24 protein-coding genes and 1 tRNA gene are annotated in these 22,830 nt (G+C 60.8%); 11 read left to right on the plus strand and 14 right to left on the minus strand.

From position 1 onward, the window contains the following. Window positions 1-38 precede the first annotated feature (38 nt). From NKI05_RS13200 to NKI05_RS13210, 3 genes are all read right to left on the minus strand, one after another. On the minus strand, window positions 39-752 hold the full coding sequence (locus NKI05_RS13200) for a DUF4760 domain-containing protein (protein WP_023815740.1): 714 nt from the start codon (window positions 750-752) through the stop codon (window positions 39-41). Next, complete coding sequence (locus NKI05_RS13205) at window positions 749-1,141, minus strand: hypothetical protein (protein ID WP_027049727.1); 393 nt, start codon at window positions 1,139-1,141, stop codon at window positions 749-751. The genes NKI05_RS13200 and NKI05_RS13205 overlap by 4 nt, the downstream gene beginning before the upstream one ends. A gap of 89 nt (window positions 1,142-1,230) precedes the next feature. Then, window positions 1,231-3,450: a caspase family protein gene (locus NKI05_RS13210; RefSeq protein WP_023815741.1), complete on the minus strand. Its 2,220-nt coding sequence runs from the start codon at window positions 3,448-3,450 to the stop codon at window positions 1,231-1,233. A gap of 295 nt (window positions 3,451-3,745) precedes the next feature. Here NKI05_RS13210 and NKI05_RS13215 point away from each other — a divergent pair, with 295 nt between their 5' ends. Further along, the gene (locus NKI05_RS13215; protein ID WP_023669789.1) at window positions 3,746-4,150 is read left to right on the plus strand and encodes a Fur family transcriptional regulator; all 405 of its coding nucleotides are present in this window, start codon (window positions 3,746-3,748) and stop codon (window positions 4,148-4,150) included. Window positions 4,151-4,354: 204 nt separating this feature from the next. On the opposite strand, the gene polA is transcribed toward NKI05_RS13215, so the two are convergent. Beyond that, a complete protein-coding gene (gene polA / locus NKI05_RS13220; RefSeq protein WP_023814766.1) occupies window positions 4,355-7,282 on the minus strand; it encodes a DNA polymerase I in 2,928 nt (975 codons plus the stop codon). Between the two features lie 444 nt (window positions 7,283-7,726). Here polA and NKI05_RS13225 point away from each other — a divergent pair, with 444 nt between their 5' ends. The 5 genes from NKI05_RS13225 to NKI05_RS13245 all read left to right on the plus strand — a co-directional run bounded on the left by NKI05_RS13225 (window position 7,727) and on the right by NKI05_RS13245 (window position 10,682). After that, the gene (locus tag NKI05_RS13225) at window positions 7,727-9,112 is read left to right on the plus strand and encodes a M20/M25/M40 family metallo-hydrolase (RefSeq protein ID WP_023814765.1); all 1,386 of its coding nucleotides are present in this window, start codon (window positions 7,727-7,729) and stop codon (window positions 9,110-9,112) included. Window positions 9,113-9,189: 77 nt separating this feature from the next. Beyond that, window positions 9,190-9,810 (plus strand): ribonuclease D, encoded by a 621-nt coding sequence (locus tag NKI05_RS13230; protein WP_023698188.1) that lies wholly within the window; start codon window positions 9,190-9,192, stop codon window positions 9,808-9,810. An 80-nt stretch (window positions 9,811-9,890) separates the two neighbouring features. Further along, window positions 9,891-10,097, plus strand: coding sequence for a hypothetical protein (locus NKI05_RS13235; protein ID WP_352792416.1), 207 nt, complete (start codon window positions 9,891-9,893; stop codon window positions 10,095-10,097). 105 nt (window positions 10,098-10,202) lie between these two features. Beyond that, the gene (locus NKI05_RS13240; protein WP_023814764.1) at window positions 10,203-10,457 is read left to right on the plus strand and encodes a GlsB/YeaQ/YmgE family stress response membrane protein; all 255 of its coding nucleotides are present in this window, start codon (window positions 10,203-10,205) and stop codon (window positions 10,455-10,457) included. 78 nt (window positions 10,458-10,535) lie between these two features. Further along, window positions 10,536-10,682, plus strand: coding sequence for a hypothetical protein (locus NKI05_RS13245; RefSeq protein WP_023686592.1), 147 nt, complete (start codon window positions 10,536-10,538; stop codon window positions 10,680-10,682). Between the two features lie 340 nt (window positions 10,683-11,022). On the opposite strand, the gene NKI05_RS13250 is transcribed toward NKI05_RS13245, so the two are convergent. Further along, window positions 11,023-11,745 carry an antitoxin Xre/MbcA/ParS-like domain-containing protein gene (locus NKI05_RS13250; RefSeq protein WP_023814763.1) on the minus strand — a complete coding sequence of 241 codons (723 nt, stop codon included), beginning with the start codon at window positions 11,743-11,745 and terminating at the stop codon, window positions 11,023-11,025. Between the two features lie 323 nt (window positions 11,746-12,068). Between NKI05_RS13250 and NKI05_RS13255 the strand changes: the two genes are divergently transcribed. Together NKI05_RS13255 and NKI05_RS13260 are read left to right on the plus strand one after the other, a co-directional pair. Next, window positions 12,069-13,268, plus strand: coding sequence for a porin (locus tag NKI05_RS13255; protein ID WP_352792417.1), 1,200 nt, complete (start codon window positions 12,069-12,071; stop codon window positions 13,266-13,268). A gap of 112 nt (window positions 13,269-13,380) precedes the next feature. Beyond that, window positions 13,381-13,471, plus strand: a tRNA-Ser gene (locus NKI05_RS13260). A 225-nt stretch (window positions 13,472-13,696) separates the two neighbouring features. Here the strand turns inward: NKI05_RS13260 and NKI05_RS13265 are convergent. The 7 genes from NKI05_RS13265 to NKI05_RS13295 form a co-directional block, all read right to left on the minus strand. Continuing rightward, a complete protein-coding gene (locus tag NKI05_RS13265; protein WP_352792418.1) occupies window positions 13,697-13,933 on the minus strand; it encodes a hypothetical protein in 237 nt (78 codons plus the stop codon). A 50-nt stretch (window positions 13,934-13,983) separates the two neighbouring features. Beyond that, window positions 13,984-14,331 (minus strand): hypothetical protein, encoded by a 348-nt coding sequence (locus NKI05_RS13270; RefSeq protein ID WP_352792419.1) that lies wholly within the window; start codon window positions 14,329-14,331, stop codon window positions 13,984-13,986. Between the two features lie 144 nt (window positions 14,332-14,475). After that, the gene (locus NKI05_RS13275) at window positions 14,476-16,446 is read right to left on the minus strand and encodes an acyltransferase family protein (protein WP_352792480.1); all 1,971 of its coding nucleotides are present in this window, start codon (window positions 16,444-16,446) and stop codon (window positions 14,476-14,478) included. A gap of 254 nt (window positions 16,447-16,700) precedes the next feature. Then, window positions 16,701-17,285 (minus strand): hypothetical protein, encoded by a 585-nt coding sequence (locus tag NKI05_RS13280; RefSeq protein ID WP_352792420.1) that lies wholly within the window; start codon window positions 17,283-17,285, stop codon window positions 16,701-16,703. Window positions 17,286-17,323: 38 nt separating this feature from the next. Continuing rightward, window positions 17,324-17,446 carry a hypothetical protein gene (locus NKI05_RS13285; RefSeq protein WP_352792421.1) on the minus strand — a complete coding sequence of 41 codons (123 nt, stop codon included), beginning with the start codon at window positions 17,444-17,446 and terminating at the stop codon, window positions 17,324-17,326. A gap of 28 nt (window positions 17,447-17,474) precedes the next feature. Next, window positions 17,475-17,768, minus strand: a complete 294-nt coding sequence (locus tag NKI05_RS13290; protein WP_352792422.1) for a hypothetical protein — start codon at window positions 17,766-17,768, stop codon at window positions 17,475-17,477. Window positions 17,769-17,874: 106 nt separating this feature from the next. Then, window positions 17,875-18,726 carry a glycoside hydrolase family 108 protein gene (locus NKI05_RS13295; RefSeq protein ID WP_352792423.1) on the minus strand — a complete coding sequence of 284 codons (852 nt, stop codon included), beginning with the start codon at window positions 18,724-18,726 and terminating at the stop codon, window positions 17,875-17,877. A gap of 64 nt (window positions 18,727-18,790) precedes the next feature. Between NKI05_RS13295 and NKI05_RS13300 the strand changes: the two genes are divergently transcribed. Together NKI05_RS13300 and NKI05_RS13305 are read left to right on the plus strand one after the other, a co-directional pair. Beyond that, entirely contained in the window at window positions 18,791-19,360 is a 570-nt protein-coding gene (locus NKI05_RS13300) for a CatB-related O-acetyltransferase (RefSeq protein WP_352792424.1), read from the plus strand. Beyond that, the gene (locus NKI05_RS13305) at window positions 19,357-20,136 is read left to right on the plus strand and encodes a hypothetical protein (RefSeq protein ID WP_352792425.1); all 780 of its coding nucleotides are present in this window, start codon (window positions 19,357-19,359) and stop codon (window positions 20,134-20,136) included. The genes NKI05_RS13300 and NKI05_RS13305 overlap by 4 nt, the downstream gene beginning before the upstream one ends. On the opposite strand, the gene NKI05_RS13310 is transcribed toward NKI05_RS13305, so the two are convergent. Next, a complete protein-coding gene (locus NKI05_RS13310) occupies window positions 20,126-20,488 on the minus strand; it encodes a hypothetical protein (RefSeq protein WP_352792426.1) in 363 nt (120 codons plus the stop codon). The genes NKI05_RS13305 and NKI05_RS13310 overlap by 11 nt on opposite strands. Before the next feature lie 240 nt (window positions 20,489-20,728). Between NKI05_RS13310 and NKI05_RS13315 the strand changes: the two genes are divergently transcribed. Further along, window positions 20,729-21,691 (plus strand): glycosyltransferase family 8 protein, encoded by a 963-nt coding sequence (locus NKI05_RS13315; protein WP_023695655.1) that lies wholly within the window; start codon window positions 20,729-20,731, stop codon window positions 21,689-21,691. Here the strand turns inward: NKI05_RS13315 and NKI05_RS13320 are convergent. Next, window positions 21,688-22,827: a pyocin knob domain-containing protein gene (locus NKI05_RS13320; RefSeq protein WP_352792427.1), complete on the minus strand. Its 1,140-nt coding sequence runs from the start codon at window positions 22,825-22,827 to the stop codon at window positions 21,688-21,690. The genes NKI05_RS13315 and NKI05_RS13320 overlap by 4 nt on opposite strands. Window positions 22,828-22,830 lie beyond the last annotated feature (3 nt).

The raw sequence follows: 22,830 nt of genomic DNA on the forward strand, positions 1-22,830 counted from the left end.
CGCAGGGCATGGGAGCTGACCGGCACCTTGTTGCGCCGCTATTTGGAGTCGGCGGACGGCGGCGACCCGTGACGCACATAATTCTCGATCGCCTGGGCATAATTGGCGGAACCGGCCTTGCGTTCTTTTTCGATGTAGCCGGCAAAATAGCTCCAGAACGACACCGCATAGTCGCGGAAATAGGCATCGGCGACATCGCGCGAACAGAGCTTGCCCTCGACGCAGATGGAGAGACGATTGAGGAAATAGACGATGCGGTCGAAATTGTCGTTGAAATCGGCGATCGGCATGGTGCCGCCGCCGGCAGTCATCGCCTCGATGCCGATGCGTTGCCGGAAAACCTGTTCCTCGGTTGGCGACGGCGTGGCGCTGAGCAGATTGTCGTATTTGGCGTTGAGCGACGAGAGGCGCTCCTTGAGCGCGCGCTGCGCCTGCTGAAAATCCTTGCTTTCCCAAAGCTCGACCAGCGACATCGTCTGCTCGACGCGCTTCTGTTCCTGGTTTGCGAGAAACTGGAAGACCGAGAAGGCCAAGGTGAAGACGATCGCCAGGCGCACGGCGAGACCCGACCAGGCGTAGATCAGCATGCGCCAGTCGCGGTCGGTGAAGGGGTTGGCTTCCTTCTTGATCTCGTGACTGCTCGGCCACGGAAAGCCTTCGGTGGTTTCGGGCAAGGTCGCCGGCTTCTTGGCCGGCGGAGGCGCCGATGTGGCCGGCGATTTCTGCGTTGCAGCGCCCCCCGGCTTTTTCATCCGCAGCTGTCCAGTTGGATGATGGCGGTGGGATCGAGCACGATGCCGGGTGTCTCCAGCTTCTTTTTCAGGCAATCGAGCTGCGTGCGCGAAATCATGAACTGCACGTCCGGTTCGGCAGCCGCCTTGCTGGGTGACGGCAAGGGCTCGACCACGCCGCGCGAGGCGCAGCTGGAGAGATCGACGACAACGGCCGTGTTGCCGGTCTTGGCGATCTGGTCGTACTGGTCGAGAAAGCAGGTGGCGAGCTCGGAATTGGTGACGATCTGCTTGGCGCACAGGCCGCAATTCTCGTCCGCCGAGGCGCTGGCAACCAGCAACAGGCTGCCGGCAAGGCCGACCGTCGCTGCACGCCAGGAGAGCACGGGGATAGTCACTGATGTCCTCATCTGTTGCATCCAGCCGCGGCGCATAGAGGTGTCGCGAGCCGGGAATGTTCATATATCACGCCTACAAGAGCCGGCGAAGCAATGTCAGGTCAGGCGCGGGGCACCGTCTCCATCGGGAAGATCATCACCGCGCCTTTGGGACCGCTCTTGTCGGCAAGCCGCATCACGGAGCGCGTTGCCGGTGCCATGCCGATGTCGGCCAGCATGTCGGAAAAACCAGGCGTTCCCGATGCGGCACGCGTCACGGCGCGCACGCCTTCCTGGGCAAGAAAGCTCAGATCCTCTTTCTCGCTTTGCGGCGGCGCCTCGGTCAGCACGGCAATCATGCGCTCCATGCCGAAGCTGGTGTCGGTGAAGGCGAGCAGCCCTTCCTTCAGGCCCTGGTCGGCCTGCTGGTTGATCGGCGCCAGCCGCTCGGCGACGATGTGGGCGATCGAATAGTCGCTGCCGATATACAGCACGTTGATGTCGACGAACTCGTCGGACCCGTTCTTGGCCGCAATGTGTACCTGATCGCCCGGCGAAACGCGCGGCACCGTTGACGATTCGATCGGCTCCAGCGCATCGCTGTCCTGGCGCTTGATCAGGAACTGGACGCTGACCTCGTCCGGCCGGTAGTCGGACGCCGCGGCGAGCCGCGACAGGCCGGTGGCGCGGAAGATCGTGGTCAGGGTCTTGGCTGTGTTTTCCGCAAGCTTGTCGCGGCCATCCTGATGGATGACGATGCGCGGCGGCTTGCTGCCGTCCTTCAGGCTGATGTCGCCGGACGCCGGCAGGAACCACAGCGCCGGTTCGTCGCTGGCGTTGGCGGCAGCGCCGTCCATGGATTTTTCGCGCAGCACCGCAAGCCGCAGATCGGCGCTCTTGCCAGGCTCGACCAGCGCGATGTGGAAGCCGGACTTCGGCTTCGCCACCAATTCGTCCAGAACCGAATTGACCAGCTCGGTTTCTTTTTCGAGCCCTGCGGTCGGCGCCGGCTTTGCCACCAGCAGCTTGTAGTCGACGGCGAGTTCGGCAACGCGCGCATAGGCGCCGGCGGGCACCGCCGTCGGCGCAAGCGCCGGCTTGCCGTCGAATTCGACCGGTGCGAGCTGGCTTTCGAGGTTTTTTGCCGATTTCACTTCGAGATAGCCGACGGCGTCGGAGAGCTTCGACAGCGCCGAAGGCAAAATGGCGAGCTTGCTGCCGGGGGTCAGACCCTGCAGCAGCCCGGCGCCGATCGCGACATCGCCGTCCTTGACGGCAATCGGCCATTGCATGACGGCGTCGGTCTTGTCGGTGCCGAACACGCGGGCGTCCAGTTCGCCCTCGAACAGGGGCGTCGGCCTTGTGCGGCCGTCGGCCGAATATTGCTGCAGCACGGCCTGGCCGAGCTGGCGATAGGTGACGTTGGGGTTCTCGGCCAATTTCGACAGGATGGTGAAGGTGAACAGGCCGAAGCGCGGCGCGTCGGGCGTGCCCTTGGGCAGCGGCATTTCCGGCGTCGTCTCGACCGTCTGCGCGGCATAGAAGGCGACCAGCTTGCCCCTGGCGATCGGCTCTGCGCCGGTCGGCGTCAGGTTGAAGGCCGGCTTGCGGCCGCCATTCTCGTCGAAACCGCGCGATGCGCTTGCCGAGATGTCGTCATAGGCCTTCACCGCGGCTGCTCTCGCCGCGTCGTCGCCGCCGACGAGGTCGGCGAACTCGACCTTGCGCTCCAGTTCGTCATCGACTTCCGCGGCGCGCGTCGCGGTGCCGGAATGGCAGCAGTCGAACACCACCCAGACAAAGGCGCCCTTGTCGCGGATGGCGTCGAGTGCGGCGCCGACCTCGTTGTCGACCAGCGCGTTCGGCACGCCCTCTTCGCGGTTGATCCATTTGTCGATATCGGACGGCAGGAAAATCTCGTCGAGGCCGTCGGTCTCGTCACCGGCCTTGGCTTGCGGCTGCTGGGCGCCGTGGCCCGACAGATGCAGATAGACGAAATCGTCGCGTTGCACCTTGCCGGCGAGGTCGGCAAGAGCGGCCTTGATCGCCGCATGCGTCGGCGGGCCGTTGGCGCCTTCGACGTCCTTGGCGAGCAGGATCACGTTCTCGGCCGAGAACTTCACCGGATCGGGCGTGTTCTTCAGGAGATAGTCGCGCACTAGGCCGGCATCGTTCTTCGGCCCGATCAGCCAGTTCTTCTGCGGCAGGTTCGGATAGTCGGTGCAGGCAACCAGCAGCGCGTGATAGGTGCGCGAGGCGGCGAGGGCGCGGAACGAGACCGTACCGGCAGCCACAAGCGCCGACGTGCCGACGAGCAGCGTCCGTCGTGTCAGTTTGATCATAATTGCTTCCCCAAGCCCGATCGAATTTGCAAGTGCGGCACCTTTCGTCGCGAATTTTGTCAGTATTTTGAATGTGGTCGGTGCCGTCAATCGGCGGTGGTGGTCATGGTGTCGATGGCGATAACGGAAACAGTGGCAAAAAGCCCGCTTCATCGCTATCTCAAGGGAATTGAGACCGTCGCATGGCAGAAATGATTTGCGAGCGGCGCTGGATCAAACAGATAGAACATGATGTCGTCCGAGAACCGCTCCACACTTTTCGGCATCATGCTCTAAACGATCGGAAAACGGGATCATGGCGGCAAGGGATGTGCTGACGAAGAATCAGCTGAGCGTGCTCGAAAAGCTCGAGGCCGCCAGCGGACCGCTCAGCGCCTATACGCTTCTCGACCAGCTGCGCGAGCGCGGTTTCCGCGCGCCGCTACAGGTTTACCGGGCGCTCGACAGCCTGGTGAAGTCAGGCTTCGTGCACCGGTTGGAAAGCCTCAACTCCTTCGTCGCCTGCGCCGAACCGCACGACCATACGCATTCGATGACAGCCTTCGCTATCTGCGACACATGCGGGCAGGTGATGGAGATGTCCGACCATGACGTCGACCATCGGCTGGACGAATGGGTGCGCTCGACCGGGTTTGCTGCGAAGAAGGCGGTGATCGAGTTTCGAGGGACGTGTGCCAAGTGCCTGGCTGAGGCTGCCTAACGTTTCGACGCTGGCGGGACAGCACCCCCCTCTGTCCTGCCGGACATCTCCCCCGCAAGGGGGGAGATTGGCAGTTCAAGCGCTGCGCCCATTGCAGCAACGTCGGAGATTGGCGAAACCGGAAGTGGCGGCTGATCTCCCCCCTTGCGGGGGAGATGCCCGGCAGGGCAGAGGGGGGTGTGAAGGATCGCGGCGTATCCGGCGCTAATGCGCCTCGTCCCAGTTGTTCGCTGCGCGGGCATCGACATGCAGCGGCACCGACATCGAGATGGCCGGCATCGGCGCGTTCTCCATCACCCTGCGCACCACGGGGATCGTCGCCTCGACTTCCGCTTCAACCGTCTCGAAGATCAATTCGTCATGCACCTGCAAGAGCATGCGGGCGGACAGGCCGGTCTTTTCCAGCGCCTCGTCCATATGCACCATGGCGCGGCGGATGATATCGGCAGCGGTGCCTTGCAGCCTGGCGTTGATCGAGGCGCGCTCGTTGAAGGCACGGATCGACGGGTTTGACGACCGGATCTCAGGATAGTGGATGCGGCGGCCGAAGATGGTTTCGACGAAGCCATGCTCGCGGGCATAGGCTTTTGTTGCCTCGATATAGTCGCGGATGCCGGGGAAACGCTCGAAGTATTTCTTGATGTAGGCGCCGGCCTCCTCGCGCGGGATCGACAGCTGGTTGGCCAGCCCAAAGGCCGAGATGCCGTAGATGATGCCGAAATTGATCGCCTTGGCGCGGCGGCGCACTTCGGAAGGCATGCCTTCGACCGGCACGTTGAACATTTCCGAGGCGGTGATGGCGTGGATGTCGGCGCCATTGGCGAAGGCCTGCTTCAACTGCGGGATCTCGGCGACGTGGGCAAGCACGCGCAGTTCGATCTGGCTGTAGTCGGCCGAGACCAGTTTCTGGCCCTTGTCGGCGATGAAGGCCGTCCTGATCTTGCGTCCCTCCGCGGTGCGCACCGGGATGTTCTGCAGATTGGGATCGGAGGAGGACAGCCGGCCCGTCGTCGTTGCGGCCAGCGCATACGATGTGTGCACGCGCCTGGTGTCGGGATGGATGAAGCCGGGCAGCGCGTCGGTGTAGGTCGATTTCAGCTTGGTCAGCTGGCGCCAGTCGACGATCTTGCGCGGCAGTTCGTGGCCTTCGGCGGCGAGGTCTTCCAGAAGCTGCGCGGAGGTCGACCATTGCCCGGTCTTGGTCTTGGAGCCGCCGGGCAGGCCCATGCGGCCGAACAGGATGTCGCCGAGTTGCTTTGGCGACCCGATGTTGATGCGCTCGCCGACAAGGCCGTAGATCTCCTCCTCCAGCCGTGCAGCGCCTTGCGCCAGCTCGCCGGAGAGCCGCGACAGGATCTGGCGGTCGACCGAGATGCCGCGCTGTTCCATCCGCGCCAGCACCGGCACCAGCGGCCGTTCCAGCCGCTCATAGACCGAAACCAGGCCCTTGGCGGCAAGTCGCGGCTTCAGCACCTGCCATAGCCGCAGCGCTACGTCGGCATGGCCGGCGGCGTAGGCGGTCGCCCGGTCGATGTCGACCTGCTCGAACCCGACCGAGCTTCTGCCGGAACCGGCGAGATCCTTGAGCGGCGTCGTGGCATGGCCGAGCCATTTGTCGGCAAGCGAGGACAAAGTGTGGTGGCCGGTGCCGGCGTCGAGCACATAGGAAATCAACATCGTGTCGTCGAAGGGTGCGATATCGATGCCGTGGCGGCTCATGACGACGATGTCGTATTTGGCGTCCTGGGCGATCTTGAGCACCGATTTGTCTTCCAGCAACGGCTTCAGCAGCGCCAGCGCCTCGCGGACCGGAATCTGGTTCTCCAGCGTGCCGCCGCCGAGCAGGTCGCCAGCGCCGCTCTTGTGGGCGAGCGGCACATAGGCGGCGCGGCCGGGGCCGATCGCCAGGGAGAAACCGATGAGGTCGGCCAGCATCGGATCGGAAGACGTGGTTTCGGTGTCGAAGGCGACGGTTCCGGTCTCCTTGGCTTGGGCCAGCCAGGTCTTGAGCGTTGCCGTGTCGCGGATGGCGACATAGGCGGCAGGATCGATTTTGGCCGCGGCGGCCGTTTCCAGGCGAAGTGCGGCAAGCAGCGAAGGCGCGTCCCCGGCCCTTGCGGTTTCGGATTTGGCTTCATCCTGTGTTGCCGCAGGCACCGGTGTGCCGGAGCCGACATCGGGGCCGTGCGCGGTGTCGGCGCGCTCGACGGTGACGGCGACAGCCTGCACATCGCCGGCTTCGGTGCTGGTCGCCTCGGCCACACGGCGGGTCAGCGAGGTGAATTCCATGGTTTTGAGAAAGCCGATCAGCTTCGGCCCATCCGGCGCATGCAGCACGAAATCGTCGAGCCCGTCGGTCACCGGCACGTCGTTCTTCAGCGTCACCAGCTGGCGCGATATGCGCGCCTTGTCGGCATTGGCGATGATGGATTCGCGCCTCTTGTCCTGCTTGATCTCGCTGGCCCGGGCGAGCAGCCCGTCAAGGTCGCCGAACTGTTCCAGAAGCTGCGCCGCCGTTTTCGGCCCGATGCCGGGTACGCCCGGCACATTGTCGACGGAGTCGCCGGTCAGCGCCTGCAGGTCTATCATCTTTTCCGGCGGCACGCCCCATTTCTCGATGACTTCGGGGATGCCGATCTGGCGGTCCTTCATCGGGTCGTACATGCCGACCGTGGGTCCGACCAGCTGCATCAGATCCTTGTCAGAGGAGATGATAGTGGTGTCGCCGCCGGCCTCGCACGCCAGCCTGGCATAAGTGGCGATGAGGTCGTCGGCCTCGTAGCCTTCGATCTCGATGCAAGGCAGGTTGAAGGCCACGGTTGCCTGGCGGATCAGACCGAATTGCGGGATCAGGTCTTCGGGCGGTGCGTTGCGGTTGGCCTTGTATTCCGGGTAAAGATCATTGCGGAAGGTTTTCGACGAATAATCGAAAATGACCGCTAAATGCGTCGGCACGATGCCTACATCGGTGTTGCGGGCGTCCTGCATCAGCTTCCACAACATGTTGCAGAAGCCGGAGACCGCGCCGACCGGCAGCCCATCGGATTTGCGGGTCAGCGGCGGCAGCGCATGATAGGCGCGAAAGATGTAGCCGGAGCCGTCGATAAGGAAGAGATGGTCGCCTTTTTTCATGCCGGCAGGGATAGCGCGGCAGGACGGCGCGGTCCATGGCAAAGGCGGGCTTCCAACAGGTGTTGCGGCGACATGCTGACAGAGCCTGCCTGCCGATAGGTCCTGCTGCTGTTTGCCTCGGCGCTCACGGCTATGTTACAAAAGTGTAATTTTTGTGCCCTTGAAACGCCACGATCCGAGACACAAATAAAGGTCATCGGCAGTTTTCGCCGAGTCCGGAGCAAGGCCCGTCCCCCGCCTATCCCGGACAATTGCGGCAGCCTATCCCCCCTCTCCGGGCTGCCGCATCGTTTCGAGTAAAAGACCGCCGTGGTTCCCCTCCACCACGGCGGTTCTTTTTTGCCTTCTGACAAGTGTTTACGGTCCGTGGTCCAACGATCGCGGGCTTTTCGTTTTGATGCGCTGCCTTTACGGTCCCGGCACCGAAAAGAAAGGCCCGCAGTAATGTCCACCATTTCCTCCGTCCTCGACCGTCTCGACAAAAATCTCGACCAGAGCCTGGAGCGCCTGTTCGGCCTGCTCCGCATCAAGTCGATCTCCACCGAATCAGACTATGCCGCCGACTGCCGCAAGGCCGCCGAATGGCTGGTGGCGGACCTCAAGCTGATCGGCTTCGACGCTTCGGTGCGCGACACGCCGGGACACCCGATGGTGGTTGCGCACCATGAAGGCCCCGCCGGTTCGCCGCATGTGCTGTTTTACGGCCATTACGACGTGCAGCCGGTCGATCCGATCGAGCTTTGGGAGAACGACCCGTTTGCGCCGGCGGTCAATGAGATCGAGCCCGGTCACAAGGTAATCACCGGCCGTGGCTCGGCCGACGACAAGGGGCAGCTGATGACCTTCGTCGAGGCCTGCCGCGCCTGGAAGCAGGTGCATGGCAATCTGCCCTGCCGCATCACCATCCTGTTCGAGGGCGAGGAGGAGTCCGGTTCGCCGTCGCTCAAGCCGTTCCTCGAGGCCAATGCCGAGGAACTCAAGGCCGATTTCGCTCTGGTCTGCGACACCGGCATGTGGGACCGCGAAACGCCGTCGATCTGCGTTTCGCTGCGCGGAATGGTCGGCGAGGAGGTCACGGTCAAGGCTGCCGATCGCGACCTGCATTCGGGCCTCTATGGCGGCGCCGCCGCCAACCCGATCCGCATCCTGGCGAAAATCCTCGCCGACATCCATGACGAGAACGGCCACATCACCATTCCCGGCTTCTATGACGGGGTCGAGGAAACGCCGTCGCAGATCCTGAAATCATGGGAAACTCTGGGCGAGACCGCCGAAACCTTCCTCGGACCGATCGGCCTCTCGATCCCGTCGGGCGAAAAAGGCCGCTCGGTGATGGAACTGACCTGGGCGCGGCCGACGGCCGAGTTCAACGGCATCATCGGCGGCTATACCGGCAAGGGGTTCAAGACGGTGATCGCGGCGGAAGCGTCGTCCAAAATCTCCTTCCGCCTCGTCCACAAGCAGGACCCCGAGAAGATCCGCGCCGCTTTCCGGAAATTCGTCAAGGCGCGCATTCCCGGGGACTGTTCGGTCGAATTCCACCCGCATGGCGGCGGGCCGGCAATTCAGCTTTCCTACGACTCGCCATTCCTGGCCAAGGCCAAGACTGCGCTGTCGGATGAATGGCCGAAGCCAGCGGTGACGACGGGCAGCGGCGGCTCGATACCGGTGGTCGGCGACTTCCAGACCTATCTCGGCATGGAATCGCTGCTGGTCGGGTTCGGCCTCGACGACGACCGCATCCACTCGCCCAACGAGAAATACGAGCTGACCTCCTTCCACAAGGGCCAGCGCTCCTGGGCGCGCATTCTCGATGCGCTGACGCGCTGAGGAGGCTGGGAAGTTTTCTTGTTGATTTTTCAGCGGATCGCGGCGAGGACGAGTTACGCCGCGATCCGGAGAAAACCATGCCCGACATCCGCTTCCACAAGAACGATCTGCCCGACCTCGCCCACTACAATGTCGACGCGGTGGCCATCGATACCGAGACGCTGGGGTTGAACCCGCACCGCGACCGGCTGTGCGTGGTGCAGATCTCGCCCGGCGATGGCTCGGCCGACGTGATCCAGATCGCGCCCGGCCAGAAGAAAGCGCCGAACCTCGTCAGCCTGCTCCGCAACCGCGGCATATCGAAACTGTTCCACTACGGCCGTTTCGACCTCGCCGTGCTCTACAACGCCTTCGGCGTCATGCCGGAGCCGGTGTTCTGCACCAAGATCGCCTCGCGGCTGACCCGCACTTATACCGACCGGCACGGCTTGAAGGACATCTGCTTCGAACTGCTTGGCGTCGGCCTGTCGAAGGCGCAGCAATCGTCGGACTGGGCGGCCGAGACCCTGTCGCCCGAACAGCTCGAATATGCCGCTTCCGACGTTCTCTATCTGCACCGTCTGCGCGAGGTGCTGGCTGGACGCCTGGCGCGGGACGGGCGCACCAAGGAAGCCGACGCCTGCTTCCGCTTCCTGCCGACGCGTGCCAAGCTCGATTTGATGGGTTGGGACGAAGAGGATATTTTTGCCCACAGCTGATGGCCTTCGGATAACGCTTCCGGCAGCCTTGCAACCAGACACGCGTCGTGGCGTTCTGTCGACTCAATGAGGGGGATGACGTGGCAGACCGCAAACCGATAGCGACCGCCCCGACGGATGGATCCAAGGTCACTGTTCTGTGGAAGGACGGCGCCGGCGTCGTCAGCGAATCCGTCGGGCAATATCGCGACGGCGCCTGGTGGGTCTACACCGACAGCGATACCCAGAAAAAGGTCGACCCGACCGGCTGGCGGCCAGTCTCCAGCGACGATGACGACGATCAATGAGCGCCGCTGGCGGGTGCAACTGCTTTCGCATACCCTGAAGTCGTTGATATCGAGGCCGATTCGGGGCCTTCCGCTCCGTAGCCTCTCTTCCTGGAGGAACGCGTCATGGGCATCGAAAGCCTTCTCATCTTCATCATAATCGGCGCCATTGCCGGCTGGCTCGCCGGCCTCATCGTCTCGGGCTTCGGCTTCGGCCTCATCGGCAACATCATCGTCGGGGTTATCGGCGCCCTGATCGCCGGCTGGCTGTTTCCAAGGCTCGGCTTCGCTATCGGCGGCGGCATTCTGGCTGCCATCATCAACGCAACGATCGGCGCCGTCATCCTGCTGGTGCTGGTCAAGGTTCTGAAGCGAGCTTGACGCTCTAAGTTTTCATTCAACGCAATTCCTCAGGAGAAAGCCTGTGCTTTCCTGGAATTGCTGCCAAAGGAGCGCGCCGTGAAACAGAACACTCTCTATCTCCTTGTCGGCGCGCTCGTTGTCGTGGTCATCGCGCTCGGTGCATATGTCTATCACGAACAGACCAAGCCCAAGGGCGTAGAACTGAAGATCGACGACAAGGGCATCTCGATCCAGCAGAATTGAAATATTCGGGTAGCCAGGGCCTCTGCCTTTTGCGGCAGACAGGCCGCGAGGATGCGGCTTTCGGACCCAGTTGGCGGCAGCGGATTTAGAAATTCTTAAGGAATTTCAGAAGGGTGCATAAACCCTGCTTTAACGCGCCCTTAACACTAAGCCGTTGAATTTGTTTGAAGTCGTTACCGTTGGTTCCGATCGTTCGGGGCGTTGGGGAGAGAAATGCAATGGAAAACTACAATCCAATGGAATCCGCGATGGAGCGCGCTGTGCGAAATGAACTCAAGAGCGAGGCGAGCTATTCGCGACCAACCGAGGGGCGGGATTGTCGTGTTGGCACAACCAAAACTTACGTTGAGACTTTGAACGGGATAACTGTAGGGTCATTCGGTGCGAGGTTCCGAGCAGCTGAAACCACCCCTTTTACGTCGCCAGCGTGAAGAACATCGATTGGTCTTTGTTCCTTAAGCAGAACGTTTGGGGATATGAGCCATTCCCATGCTTGACGTGGACTACCAACGACCGAGATTACCTCAGCGATGCCAGGAACGGGCCGTCCATCAGCAAACTGCCTTAAAGGGAATACGGGCTTGCTGCTGCTCCTGGTATTTAGAGCGACGGCTTCATTTCGTTTCTGCCAACGATATAATGTGGAGCGCGGAATTCCGAAGAAACGCTCGATCTCCGTTGGGCCAGCCACCGGGCCGGCCCAATCGTCCGCCAGTTTCAGAGTTGCTGTCTGTTCGGAACGGCTGGCTTTGAGACGAACGAGGCGCCTAGAAACTTGTCCCAAGGCGATCTGTGTCAACTCGGTCGCAAACTCAGTCGCGTAATTCGGAACGTCTTCCTCAATGGTTTTGAAGGCCCTCTGAATAGCGTCTGGCTGACATACTATCTGGGATACGATGATGGCCGCTATCTCAGCCGCAGCCCTCATCGCCGGCAGGCGAATCTTCGGTCCATCCGTTTGGAGCACGCTTTCAATGGCTAGATAGAGGGTCTCCTGCAGGCCTTCGCGGCTTTCAAGCTTTTCCCTGTGCCGCAGTTTGGAAAAACGTCTTCTGGTTGTCATTGCGCTCTCGATTCTGTTGTTAGGCAAGGCATCCCACCGCCATACAAAGATCATAAAAGCGGGCCGAGCAACGCCAATTCGTTACCAAATTGTTGCTCGCAGGGCGAAAACGTGACGTTTCTGCAACACGCGCCGCGGATAGCGGTAAGAGGCGTCCTTCGAATTGACGATCTGGGTTGATCATCAAAACCTCATGGATAATGTTGACTTCGAAGGAGCGGCGCGGTGCGCACTTTTTCGGTAGTGGGGATGGGGCAGGGAACGCTGTCCTTCAGCAAAGAATACCCAGACCCGTTTTTTAACTTTTGACTGGAGGTCAGAAAATGAACATTAAGAGCCTTCTTCTCGGCTCCGCTGCGGCCCTGATCGCAGTTTCCGGTGCGCGCGCCGCCGACGCCGTCGTCGTCGCCGAGCCGGAACCGGCTGAATACGTCAAGATTTGCGACGTTTACGGCTCGGGCTACTTCTACATCCCCGGCACCGAAACCTGCCTGCGCATCGGCGGCTATGTCCGTTACGACATCGGCGTGGGTGATGTCGGTTCGTTCGACGGTGCGACGTCCGCCGACGTTGAGGACGGCGGCAGCAATGACACCTACTTCAAGAAGGCCCGCTTCTCGCTGAAGACCTGGACCGGCCAGGAAACCGAGCTCGGCACCTTGAAGACCTACACCGAGACCCGCTTCAACTTCCAGAACAACAACCGTGATGCGGGCGCGCTTGGTGACGTAAATCCTGCCGGCAACACCGGTGCTTCGCTGAACTTCGCCTGGATCCAGCTTGGTGGCCTGCGCGTCGGTAAGGACGAATCGGCGTTCAACACGTTCATCGGCTACGCCGGCAACGTCATCCAGGATACGCTCGTTCCCTACGGTGATTTCGACACCAACGTCATCCAGTACTACTTCGACGCAGGCAACGGCTTCTCGGCCGTGATCTCGCTCGAAGAAGGTTCGGGCGGCGGCACGGTAGACCTTGCCGGCAACGGCGTCTACGGCGTGGGCACTATCGACAGCTACGTTCCGCATGTCGTCGGCGGTCTGAAGTACACGCAGGGCTGGGGCGCCATCACCGGCGTGCTCGCTTATGACAGCAACTATGAAGAAGTCTCCGGCAAGGTTCGTTTGGACATCACCCCGATGCAGAACCTGTCGCTCTTCATCATGGGCGGCTACGGCACCGACGACAACCTGACGGATACCACCTATGCGTTCCCGGCCGGCGGCCGCGGCTTCTACAAGCCGTGGGATGGCAACTGGGCAGTCTGGGGCGGTGGCACTTACACCATCAACGAGAAGACCTCGTTCAACGCCCAGGTCTCGTATGACGAAGGTAAGAACCTCGGCATCGCCGCGAACATTGCCTACGACGTTGTCCCGGGCTTCACGGTCACGGCCGAAGTCGACTACGTCAATGCAGGCAGCATCGGTGAAGACGGTGGCACCCTGAACCACAACTGGACCGGTATCACTGATGGCGACGACGCCATCGGCGGCATGCTCCGCTTCCAGCGCTCGTTCTGATAGCGCGCTTGATTGGAAAATGGAACCCGGCGGGCAACCGCCGGGTTTTCATTTTGTCAGACCTTACCCACGTCCCATTGGGTGCAGAAGTCGCTGTAGCTTGCGGCGTTATGGAGAGGTGGCCGAGTGGTCGAAGGCGCTCCCCTGCTAAGGGAGTAGAGGTCAAAAGCTTCTCGTGGGTTCGAATCCCATCCTCTCCGCCAATTGCCCTTCTGAGAGACGTTTTGTCCGGGCTAATGCCCGGTCTCGCGCACCTCTCGCCGCAGCATCCCTCTAAGAGCAGTTCGAAGAGGCTTTCGACCTCGCCAGCGATTTCATGAGGGGCGATGCCGGCCTTCTCTGCCGCTGTTATCAACTGGATGGCCTTGGCTTCCCACGGGCTCGCTGAACTGAATACGCCCGCCGGGCGCGATATAGCGCGGCCTCGTTCAGTCAGCCAAGCCGGCGTCGCGGTGCACGATAGCACCGAGAATCGCGGCGTACACGCTGCCGACTTCCTCTGCGCAGGATATGCCCAGCTTGTCCGCGCGGTCTTCCTTCGCTTGCTCGGCCAGGTCGCTGATGCCAAGCGCGATTGTCTGCTGCGGATGGAAGGACGCTGACTGTAAAAGCCGGCCCAACCTTTCGGCGGGCGGGCTTGCACTGTCGGAACTGGAGAGTGTCATGTCGACAGCCCCGACAGGTCGGAAAGGGGTCGCTGGTTAACGGCGCGAGATCAGCAGGCAAGCCGGCGCAGGTCACGATCATAGGTATCTTCGTTGCTAAGCACTTCGACGCAGCGCTTCTTCATCCGAGTGACCTGGGCGTTCGACATATCGCCGACAACGCTAGCCAGATTCGGGTTGCTCGGAGCGGTCGGGTTGCTGGGGTTGGCGGCTGGATTGGTTCCAACGCCGACATTTACTTCGGTACCGACCCCGGTGACGACACCGTCATTGGCGCCGCCGGTGCCGATGGAAGCAGTCGCTCCGCCATGACTGCCGCTTTTGGTGCGATGTCTTTCACCAACTGAGAAGACCAAACTGACGGAACTTTTGCCGTGGAATCGTGTTCGTTCGAGCATGACGAGAATAGCCGACCTCGGACCGCCTAAGCCCGGTAAGCCACATGATCCTCACTTGCAAGAGCATTTCCATGTCTGCCCCATCTGCGGCCAGCAGGTCGACCGGCGCGACTTCCGCCAGGTCATGTGGCACCAGCAACCAGATCACGAGCCCCTGGAGTTCGACCAATGAGCGCCAGCCGCCCGCGGCTCATTGATTGCCGCGTCGATGCGTTTGCCGAAAATGTCGGCCATAGAACGTGAATAGGTGGCGGTGAGGTGGTCACCGTCACGCCAGACATATACGTTGCCGATAACAGCGGCGCAGATGTTGCCTGGGCATACGATGTCGCTGAAGTCGACGAGGGGCACATGCGGGTAGTGGCGCTGAGCAACGACCAGCGGATCACGATCACGCTCCGATTTATATGGAACGGAGCAGCGGCGGTCCCGAGCCATGCATCGCTCCGGGTTCGTTCCCCAAGCTGGTGTGTCGGCTATTACCACCACCTTAATGCCCAATGCCTCGATGTTGCGCCATAGCTGCACCAACGTATCGCTCACGGGCACCTGGCTTCCGTCGTCGGGATAAGCACGTAAAACGTCTCTCTGCCCGAAAATGATGATGTCTGGCCTTTGTTGTTGAATAATTCTCAGCATATGCTGACCCCAGGTCAGGCAATCTGGAAACGGACGGTCGCTGTCAGACACCATGATCATGGCCGGGAACAGCGGGCAACCGGGCTTGGTAAAACTCTCCCCATTCCACCCTCGATCCGACGCGGTCACCTGAAACGCCGGAAGCCAGTGTTCTGCGTGCGAATCGCCAACCAGGAACACCTTGAGCCGCCCATTTGGATCGCCAACCTGGCAACCGACAGGTTCGCTGTTTTCGCGAGGCGGGCGGCAGCTGTCCGTTTGTGGCTTATCCTGCTTTATTGTCGGTAGCGCAGGAGCATAGGCCGCTACGGTCGGCACCGGCTTGTTCGAGAACAATGACCTAGCCCCTGGATAGTCGTCGGGGTTGTTCGAGATCAACGCTTCTTGCCGGGCAATTTCTATCGAGACAGCGCAAAATGCGATTAGAGGCACCAGGGGAACCGGGGCGAAAACGGCCAGCCACTCGACCAGTCTGGGGCGTGATGGCAACGATGCGCGGGAGCGGAAACGGTCCTCGACCTGAACCTTTGTGACGGCGGCCAGACCGGCGCTTGCCGTAAGGATGGCCACGCCTCCCCAAAGGCCGATCGTGTCGCCACTTTGCTGTGTGAAAAAAACGATGATTGCCCAATGCCAAAGATAGAGCGAGTAAGAGATGTCGCCGAGGAATTGGAACGGTCGTGCCTTGAGCAAAGCAAAGGCGCTGAACGACGACTGGCTTTGACCAGAGACGATGACGAACGCGGTCCCAACGGTCGGGAACAGGGCCGCGTAGCCGGGGAAGGGTGTCTTGGCCGAGAACAGAAAGGCGGCTGCGAGAATCGAGCCGACGCCGGCAAACCCAAGCAACCGCCGCGCTCGTTCCCCGATCCATGTGTCGGCTGACCTCGGCACGATGAGACACAGCAGAGCGCCGAGGGCCAGCTCCCAGATGCGGGTGTGGGTGACAAAATACGCCCGCGCCGGGTCGACAAGCGTGAGCCATACTGAGGCGGCAAGGGAAAGGATGAAGATTGCGCCTAGCACGGCGACCAGCAAGGGCCGCCAAGGCCTGCGGACCTTTCGTGAAAGCCACAGGACGCCGATGATCAGCCCCGGCCAGACAACGTAGAACTGTTCTTCGATCGACAGCGACCAGTAATGTTGGACCGGGCTCGGCGCGCTCGTCATCGCCAGGTAATCAATCGCCTTCGCTGCGAGCCGCCAGTTCTCCAATTGGAAGGCGCTGTGCACCAGTTCATTGGTGCCGTCCCTCCACAGCGCAGAGGGTAGATAGAGCGGGGTCGCCAAGCCCACCAGCAGAAGCACAAGCATCGCGGCAGGCAAGAGGCGCCGCGCCCGGCGAATATAGAAACCAAGTAGGCCAATTCTTCCGGTGTCCTCCACCTCCCGCAGCAAGACGCCGGTGATCAAGAACCCAGAAATGACAAAAAACACGTCAACGCCGACATAGCCGCCGGGACTAGCCAGGGCCAGACGTGGAACACAGCGACTGAGGAGACAGCGATAGCACGCAGCCCCTGAATCTCAGGCCGGAAATTGGACTTGCTCAAATACTTTCTGCCGGTTGCTGCTAGGCTCGCGCTTATACAGAATGAAACGAATGGAACAAGTAGCCCTCAATAACAAGCTCAGCACTCAATTTGGCATCGGCTGGGACCAGAAAAGCGAAAAGCCCCGGACACGGTGAGGCGCCGGGGCGAAATCGGATAGTTGGTTTCATATCGTCGTCAGGGCGGTGGCACCCGATGCTCGGCCCGGTCCAGCCGTTCGAGGATATCGCGGATCACATCCCGTTGGTTGTAGACGCTGGCGGTCGCGGCCTTGATCTCATCGATCTGACGTTGCTCGTCAGCGAAGCGTTGGTCGAAATTCGCCCAGACCCGCTCATGCTCGGCGCGAGGCACCAGGCTGGCGCGTATGTCGGCTATGTCGGCTACTGTCCGGGTTCGGTCTTCCTGCCCTCTGTCGGTGCGCCATTTCATCTCGGCTTGCGTCACCATCTTGTCGGCGATCACGGTCAACGCGTCCTTCACGTCGCTGACGTTTTCGCGAATGGGCGACAGGGCTTGCGTGCCGGCCGCTACCAGGATCGTGAACGCAACGCCTACCGCCGTCAGCAGGACCGGCCATTGTGTCTTGCTCGAGCCGCGCAGCTCGCTTGCAAGCGAATTGACCAGGCTCTCGATATTCCGAAAGCCGGTGTTCATGTTGGAGCGGAGGTCTACGATGTCGCGGCCTTGGTTCTCCACCCGCTCGCTTATCCGGGCGTATTGGGTTGCCGGGTCGAAAGTGCCGTTGGTCTGGTTTGCCATGTCAATATCCGCCATCGCCTCGACGCCTAATGTGTTTGCTATTTCAATTCAGCCCGGCGCGCAGCGCTCGCCTTGGTGTGCACGTCGCATTCCCCGCGCGTGTAGAGATTCACAGCGCAGCCCGGCGCCATGGTGCGATCGATCTTGTTCTGGTCGGCCACGGTCTTGCCCTGTGCCCCGGCGAGGCTGTTACCGAGGGCCAAGCGTAGCGCTGGCACACCGCTGACGCCCGAAGTCGTACACGCCGCCAGCGTCAAGACACTCATCGAGAGACATGCGCGCATCAATGCCTTCGTGGATCGCATCGGTGTTGTCCTTTTCGATTTTGGCGCGCAGTTCGTCGGCGCCCTGGTGTTTGATGAATTCGTAGACGCCGAGCGCGGCCCCGCTGACGACCAAGGCGACGGCCGCCCAAGCCATGACGGCGGCGAGCGGGCGAGGAACGCCAACAGCGCCGGCAATGAGACCGATGAGCCAGGTCACAGGAAGATGTACCAGACAGCCGCGGCGCCGACCGGAACGCCCATCAGGAAGCCGGCGATCGCCGGCAACGCCTTGGTGAGCCAGATTTCAAACAGCTCTCGCATGATTAAAATCCTGCCGTGCCGAGGGCTTCAGCGAGGTGCTTTGCCTTCCGGTTGGTCCACCAACGATAGGCGCCGCCACCGATGACCAGCAGCGCGCTGACGAGAGCGAGAACGACGACAATCTTGGTGATCCACTCGCTGGCATAGGAGAGCGGCGAGAGCTGGTCCCGAAGGCCTTCCAGAACGCCGGTGACGCCGAGGCCGCTGCCGCCGGCGCCAATGGCGGCGTCTGCCGGTGCGGTCGATGGAGCGGTCTTGGCGTCTTCGGCAAATGCCTTGGCGTCGGCGCCGTCAACAAAGTTCGCAGCTTGCGGAGTTTCGCCGGTCGCCCAGGAGATGCCGATCGCGCGGACTTCGCGAACACGCGCGCTCCAGCCTTTGCCGAAAACAGCGAACGTGCTGAGATGGCGCAGGAAGTTCATGCGCGCGTCACAGATTCTGTCGATCAACGCGTCGTTGTCATTGACCGCTTTCAGCGCTGTCAGGGTGCCGATCCCCATCACGCCATCAATCCGGCCAGTGTAGAGAGGCCGTAGCGCCTGCTGAAGGAACATGATCGACCGGCCGGGACCTGAGTTCACCGCGCCGTCGAAGAGCACGTAATCGACGCCGTCGGGCAGCTGATCGCCCTTCACGGCGTCCCAATACTGCCGATCGTAAATTTCGTTGAGTTCGTCGGTCGAGATGCTCTTGACCGACCGCGTGGCCTGCCCCTTGCCCTTCCGATAGGCGTCATAGACCCGCTGGGTGACGCCCTTCATGGTCGGGCCGCCAGGGTCTCTCTTGTTGTTCGAATACCCGCCTTCGTGCGCGAGCACCTTGGCAAGTGATTCCTTTTCACGTGAAATAGCCATGTTAAACCTTTGGGTTATGTTGAAATGCTTTCAGGTGCGCCGAATGGCGCAGGGGCGGGGAAGGATGTCGTTTTTCTCAAAGTGGTTTAGAGACGCACGCGGGAAGCTTCCGGCCCATGTCTCCGTCGGGCGGCACACCTACGGCGTGACTTGGCGAAAAGTGCTTTTTCCAACCAGCGAAGCGCCGCTCAAGGTCGGAAGCTTCTGTTCGGTCGCCGGCCAAGTTCTTTTCATGTGCACCGGTCAGCATCAGACACAGAGTGCGACCTCATTCCCGATCTATAGTCGGCTCCTCGACCAGGCCGGGCCCGTACCCAACGGGGGTAAGGCCGGCGGTATCTCTGTCGGGAATGATGTGTGGATTGGGCACGGTGCCATCATCTTGCCTGGTGTCTCGATCGGAGACGGAGCAATAGTAGGCGCCGGTTCGGTGGTCACCAAAGACGTGCCGCCTTATGCGATTGTCGCGGGCAATGCTGCTCGACTGATACGCTATCGCTTCGCCGAGGACGTCATTGCGAAAATGCTCAGCATTCGCTGGTGGGAGTGGAGTGACGAAAAGGTCAAGCAGGAAGCGGCGTCATTGTTAGGGCCGATCGAAGCGTTCGTCGCGCAGCACTCGGGCGGCCGATGACGGACATATTCGGCTACATCGCCTATGGCGAAAACCATTTTTACCATCAAGGCGCTCTGCTGAGCGCGTTGAAGCTGTTGCATCATTGCCCGAGAGCCAGGATCATAGTTGCAACCGACCGGCCCAACTTGTTCGGCGGCTATCCGGTCGAGACGCTACTTCTCACCAGTGAGCAGAAACAGGCCTGGTCGTTCAATGCCCGTTACCATTTCGGCATCAAAGCGAGGGCGATGATCGAACTTCTGAAAATGGCAGATCGGCTAATTTTCATGGACACCGACCATTACGCGACAGCAGACCTTTCTCGCGGATTTGAGACCATCACACCCAAGCACTCCGTAATGCGGCGCCAGGAGAAGCCGCACAAATGGACCCCTATCTTGGAAGGAAAGGACCTTCGTATCGGCGACTACGTGATGACGGGCCGAGAGCCTATGTGGCAAAGCGGCATCCTCGGCGTGCACCGCGCCAATCTTTCTGCCCTCGTCGATGCTTATCCGCCGATGCTTGCCGTTCACGAGATATCCAAGATCGACGCTGCTGAACAGTTCTGCATAGGCATCGCGTTATCCTTGAGGGAGCGGACGATCAGCGAGCATCAGCTCCAGATTGCGGACTACAACACCAGAGGCAAGAAGGCCTTTGCAGCGCCTCGTGTCCATCGGTTCTTCGCTGCCTACGGTGCCGAGCCGATTTCAAGACAAATCCGGGAAGCTGGCCGATATCGTTTGCGCCGAACGCTGATAGATATCATTCGCCAAAAACTTACGACGTGAGAATGACGGCTGGATCGAGACCAAGGGCACGAACCAGGCCGATCGCATCAGGGTCATCGCAGTAAACTTCCGGGCGATCGGGTGCGAACCAGCGTGCGAAATAGACCGGGTTGCCAATTAGCATGGCATACGCCTGAGGCATCTTGCCCGCATCTATGATGCGAGCTTGCACAACAGATTTCAGAATCAAACGGCGCAAGGCTGGCTGCTCGCTCCAAGCGTTGCCGTTCCAGATTTGGCGCGCGTCGCCGGGCGCCTCGGGCACCTCTATGCCATTTTCAGGCAGCACGACGCCTTCACCGTCGAAGCCGCCGAGATAGACGCCATCGGCGTCGACGAAAAATTTGGTCATATCTACCGGTCCCTTACCCAGAAATTGTGATTGATGTATGTGTTGGCCAAGCACGCTCTTTTTTGCGATGAGGCGAAGATGTTCTATTTGGGGTTGGCGATCGGCTTTGCGTTGGGCGTCGTCGCTATGTCAGCTGTCGTTTACTATTGGACGCACCACGATGATTTTGAGATCAGGCGAGGGGAAACGCGGTAGGCGCATGCCTTCTCGGCACCGATTTAGACGGGCAGATTTGACCGAATGAACTCATGCTTCTTTTTGGCCGCTGACGCGGAATATTTCCCGTACGCCTGCCTTGCAGCGCGTCGGATCACAGACGTTTCGACGCCGATCGATGGCTACCTTCTTTATACCGGAGTTCGCCAAGAGGATCTCGGTATCGGCCAGCGTATATTGAGCGGCCGCGTCGAATTGGTTGATGTCGCCGCCTTCATCGCGAATGCTCGATTTGAGGCCGCAAGCCACAGCATAGCAGCCTACGTTCGCCTCTTCTCCGATCGGTTGCCTGTTTTCACGGGCTACGATCGCATCGCATATTCAGATTCTGACGTCCTTTTCAACCGCGACATCAACGATCTGGTTGGGCAGCAATTGCGCGCCCCACTACTCGCCGCTCATGACGATTACATGTATTTCCGGCCATCATATCGCGAAAAGCTGGGCCTGCAGCCCGGCGCGCCATACTTCAATTCCGGCGTCGTCGTCATGGACATGAACTCGATTCGGGCTGACGACCTATTGGGGCTAACCCGCAAGACGGCCGTTCTCGGAAAACTGAACGATCAGAACGCGCTGAACATCGTCTTCGAGGGCAAGTGGCAGACAATGCACCCGAACTGGAACCTGCAATCACTCGGCACAAGGGAATTCCGGTTCGCCCATGCCTATGCCCGCCATTTCGCCGGCGGCAAGCCTTGGGGCAATCAGGTGGGTGTCGAACTTGAAGCCCTCAAAGTTTGGCGCGATCTGGCGAAGGACACGCCTTGGGCAGAACCTTTCAAGCAACTGATCCCATTTGAGCGAGGTGTCATCAAAAGGTTCAAGCGCCGATTTGATGGTCTGACGGCCATGGTATCGAGCAAAGAATACTATCAGCGACGCGCTCGCTACGATGGACGGAAGACGCATGCTTTATATTCAGCGCAAGCTGATGCTGGGGAAATGGCGATCAGTTTTCCGGAGGTTGTCGGCGGCTTCGCCTAGGCCCATGCCCTCACGACAATTTTCCAACTGCTGGCTGTGGCCACAAAACCAGTACCACCGCCTTTGCTGATGTAATCGAAAACGGTGTTACCTATCCTGACGTTGATGTTCGTAGCATCCGGCCAAATACCATGCCCCTTGTTACCGGCACCGTTGCTCATGAACAGCGGAATTTCGTCACCGATAGCCCAGCCGTTATCTGCTGTGGAGCATTGTGCAAACATTCCATACAGTTTTGGCTTGACACCAAGACCGTGCGCGAGTGTCAGAAGCCCCCCTAGCGTGTAGGTCTGCTGCGCGCTCTCATAGGCTGTTTGCAATTTAGCGCCGGCGATCTGAAGGTATCGCGCATCCTGTTCGGCCTGAGACCACTGGATTTTGTACCAAGCACCCCAGACGCCGCCATTCTGGTGGCGCCGCCAGATTGTCGTGTTGGCTGCTGCTGCCGTGGTGAAGTCATAGACTGTCTGCGTCCTGTATCCGGCAGCACCGTGCGCTTCGACCGTGCCGATGTTCCACCCGGTGTTTGCCGCAGGGGCGTTGGCCGCCCCACTGCCCATATACCAGCCGTTGTCGAGCGCCGTGTTCCAATCGGCAATGGTCTTGGCCACCACGGCCAGGCGCGTCGGGAGGTTGGCGTCGGAGATTACGGCGATCGGCTGGCCTGAGGCGCGGACGTAAGACCGAATGCGCCAGTTGCCGCCACCGAGGGACTGCGCCACGGCGGTATCACCGGCAGCGGCAACGATGTTGGCGGCGCCCGGCAGGATGAGCGTGGCGGCATTGTGGGTAAGCGTCGCCGCTCCGGAGAAGGTCAGGAAACGCAAGACGCCGCTGGGCAGCGCGCCCAAAGCGGTGATCACCGCCGCGCCCGACACAGTGACGGAGACACCGGTTGCCGCGGCCAGATCAGTCGTTGCGGCTGATGCGATGACACTGCTGGTCGTGTGCAGAGCATCATTGCCACCAACCGCCGTGCTCGCGCCCGTGCCGCCCATCGTGATCGGGCGCGGCGTGTTCATTATCGACAGGAGATCGGCCAAGAAGGCATTGTATTTCCCGCTCTCGATCGTTGTGTTCGGAATCGCCGTTGTGTTCGGCGGCCATGACGTGACGCCGGCTCCATTCATAGGCATTGG

This window comes from Mesorhizobium sp. M0771 (assembly GCF_040320155.1).
In the GTDB taxonomy this organism is placed as follows: Bacteria; Pseudomonadota; Alphaproteobacteria; order Rhizobiales; family Rhizobiaceae; genus Mesorhizobium.

Coding starts and splice junctions, on each gene's coding strand:
- NKI05_RS13230 (WP_023698188.1), top strand. CDS start 9,190: ATGCCCGACATCCGCTTCCACAAGAACGATCTGCCCGACCTCGCCCAC.
- NKI05_RS13205 (WP_027049727.1), bottom strand. CDS start 1,141: ATGAGGACATCAGTGACTATCCCCGTGCTCTCCTGGCGTGCAGCGACG.
- NKI05_RS13250 (WP_023814763.1), bottom strand. CDS start 11,745: ATGACAACCAGAAGACGTTTTTCCAAACTGCGGCACAGGGAAAAGCTT.
- NKI05_RS13295 (WP_352792423.1), bottom strand. CDS start 18,726: ATGGCTATTTCACGTGAAAAGGAATCACTTGCCAAGGTGCTCGCGCAC.
- NKI05_RS13310 (WP_352792426.1), bottom strand. CDS start 20,488: ATGACCAAATTTTTCGTCGACGCCGATGGCGTCTATCTCGGCGGCTTC.
- NKI05_RS13320 (WP_352792427.1), bottom strand. CDS start 22,827: ATGCCTATGAATGGAGCCGGCGTCACGTCATGGCCGCCGAACACAACG.
- polA (WP_023814766.1), bottom strand. CDS start 7,282: ATGAAAAAAGGCGACCATCTCTTCCTTATCGACGGCTCCGGCTACATC.
- NKI05_RS13255 (WP_352792417.1), top strand. CDS start 12,069: ATGAACATTAAGAGCCTTCTTCTCGGCTCCGCTGCGGCCCTGATCGCA.
- NKI05_RS13240 (WP_023814764.1), top strand. CDS start 10,203: ATGGGCATCGAAAGCCTTCTCATCTTCATCATAATCGGCGCCATTGCC.
- NKI05_RS13280 (WP_352792420.1), bottom strand. CDS start 17,285: ATGGCAAACCAGACCAACGGCACTTTCGACCCGGCAACCCAATACGCC.
- NKI05_RS13305 (WP_352792425.1), top strand. CDS start 19,357: ATGACGGACATATTCGGCTACATCGCCTATGGCGAAAACCATTTTTAC.
- NKI05_RS13215 (WP_023669789.1), top strand. CDS start 3,746: ATGGCGGCAAGGGATGTGCTGACGAAGAATCAGCTGAGCGTGCTCGAA.
- NKI05_RS13225 (WP_023814765.1), top strand. CDS start 7,727: ATGTCCACCATTTCCTCCGTCCTCGACCGTCTCGACAAAAATCTCGAC.
- NKI05_RS13210 (WP_023815741.1), bottom strand. CDS start 3,450: ATGATCAAACTGACACGACGGACGCTGCTCGTCGGCACGTCGGCGCTT.
- NKI05_RS13200 (WP_023815740.1), bottom strand. CDS start 752: ATGAAAAAGCCGGGGGGCGCTGCAACGCAGAAATCGCCGGCCACATCG.
- NKI05_RS13265 (WP_352792418.1), bottom strand. CDS start 13,933: ATGACACTCTCCAGTTCCGACAGTGCAAGCCCGCCCGCCGAAAGGTTG.
- NKI05_RS13300 (WP_352792424.1), top strand. CDS start 18,791: ATGTCGTTTTTCTCAAAGTGGTTTAGAGACGCACGCGGGAAGCTTCCG.
- NKI05_RS13315 (WP_023695655.1), top strand. CDS start 20,729: ATGAACTCATGCTTCTTTTTGGCCGCTGACGCGGAATATTTCCCGTAC.
- NKI05_RS13270 (WP_352792419.1), bottom strand. CDS start 14,331: ATGCTCGAACGAACACGATTCCACGGCAAAAGTTCCGTCAGTTTGGTC.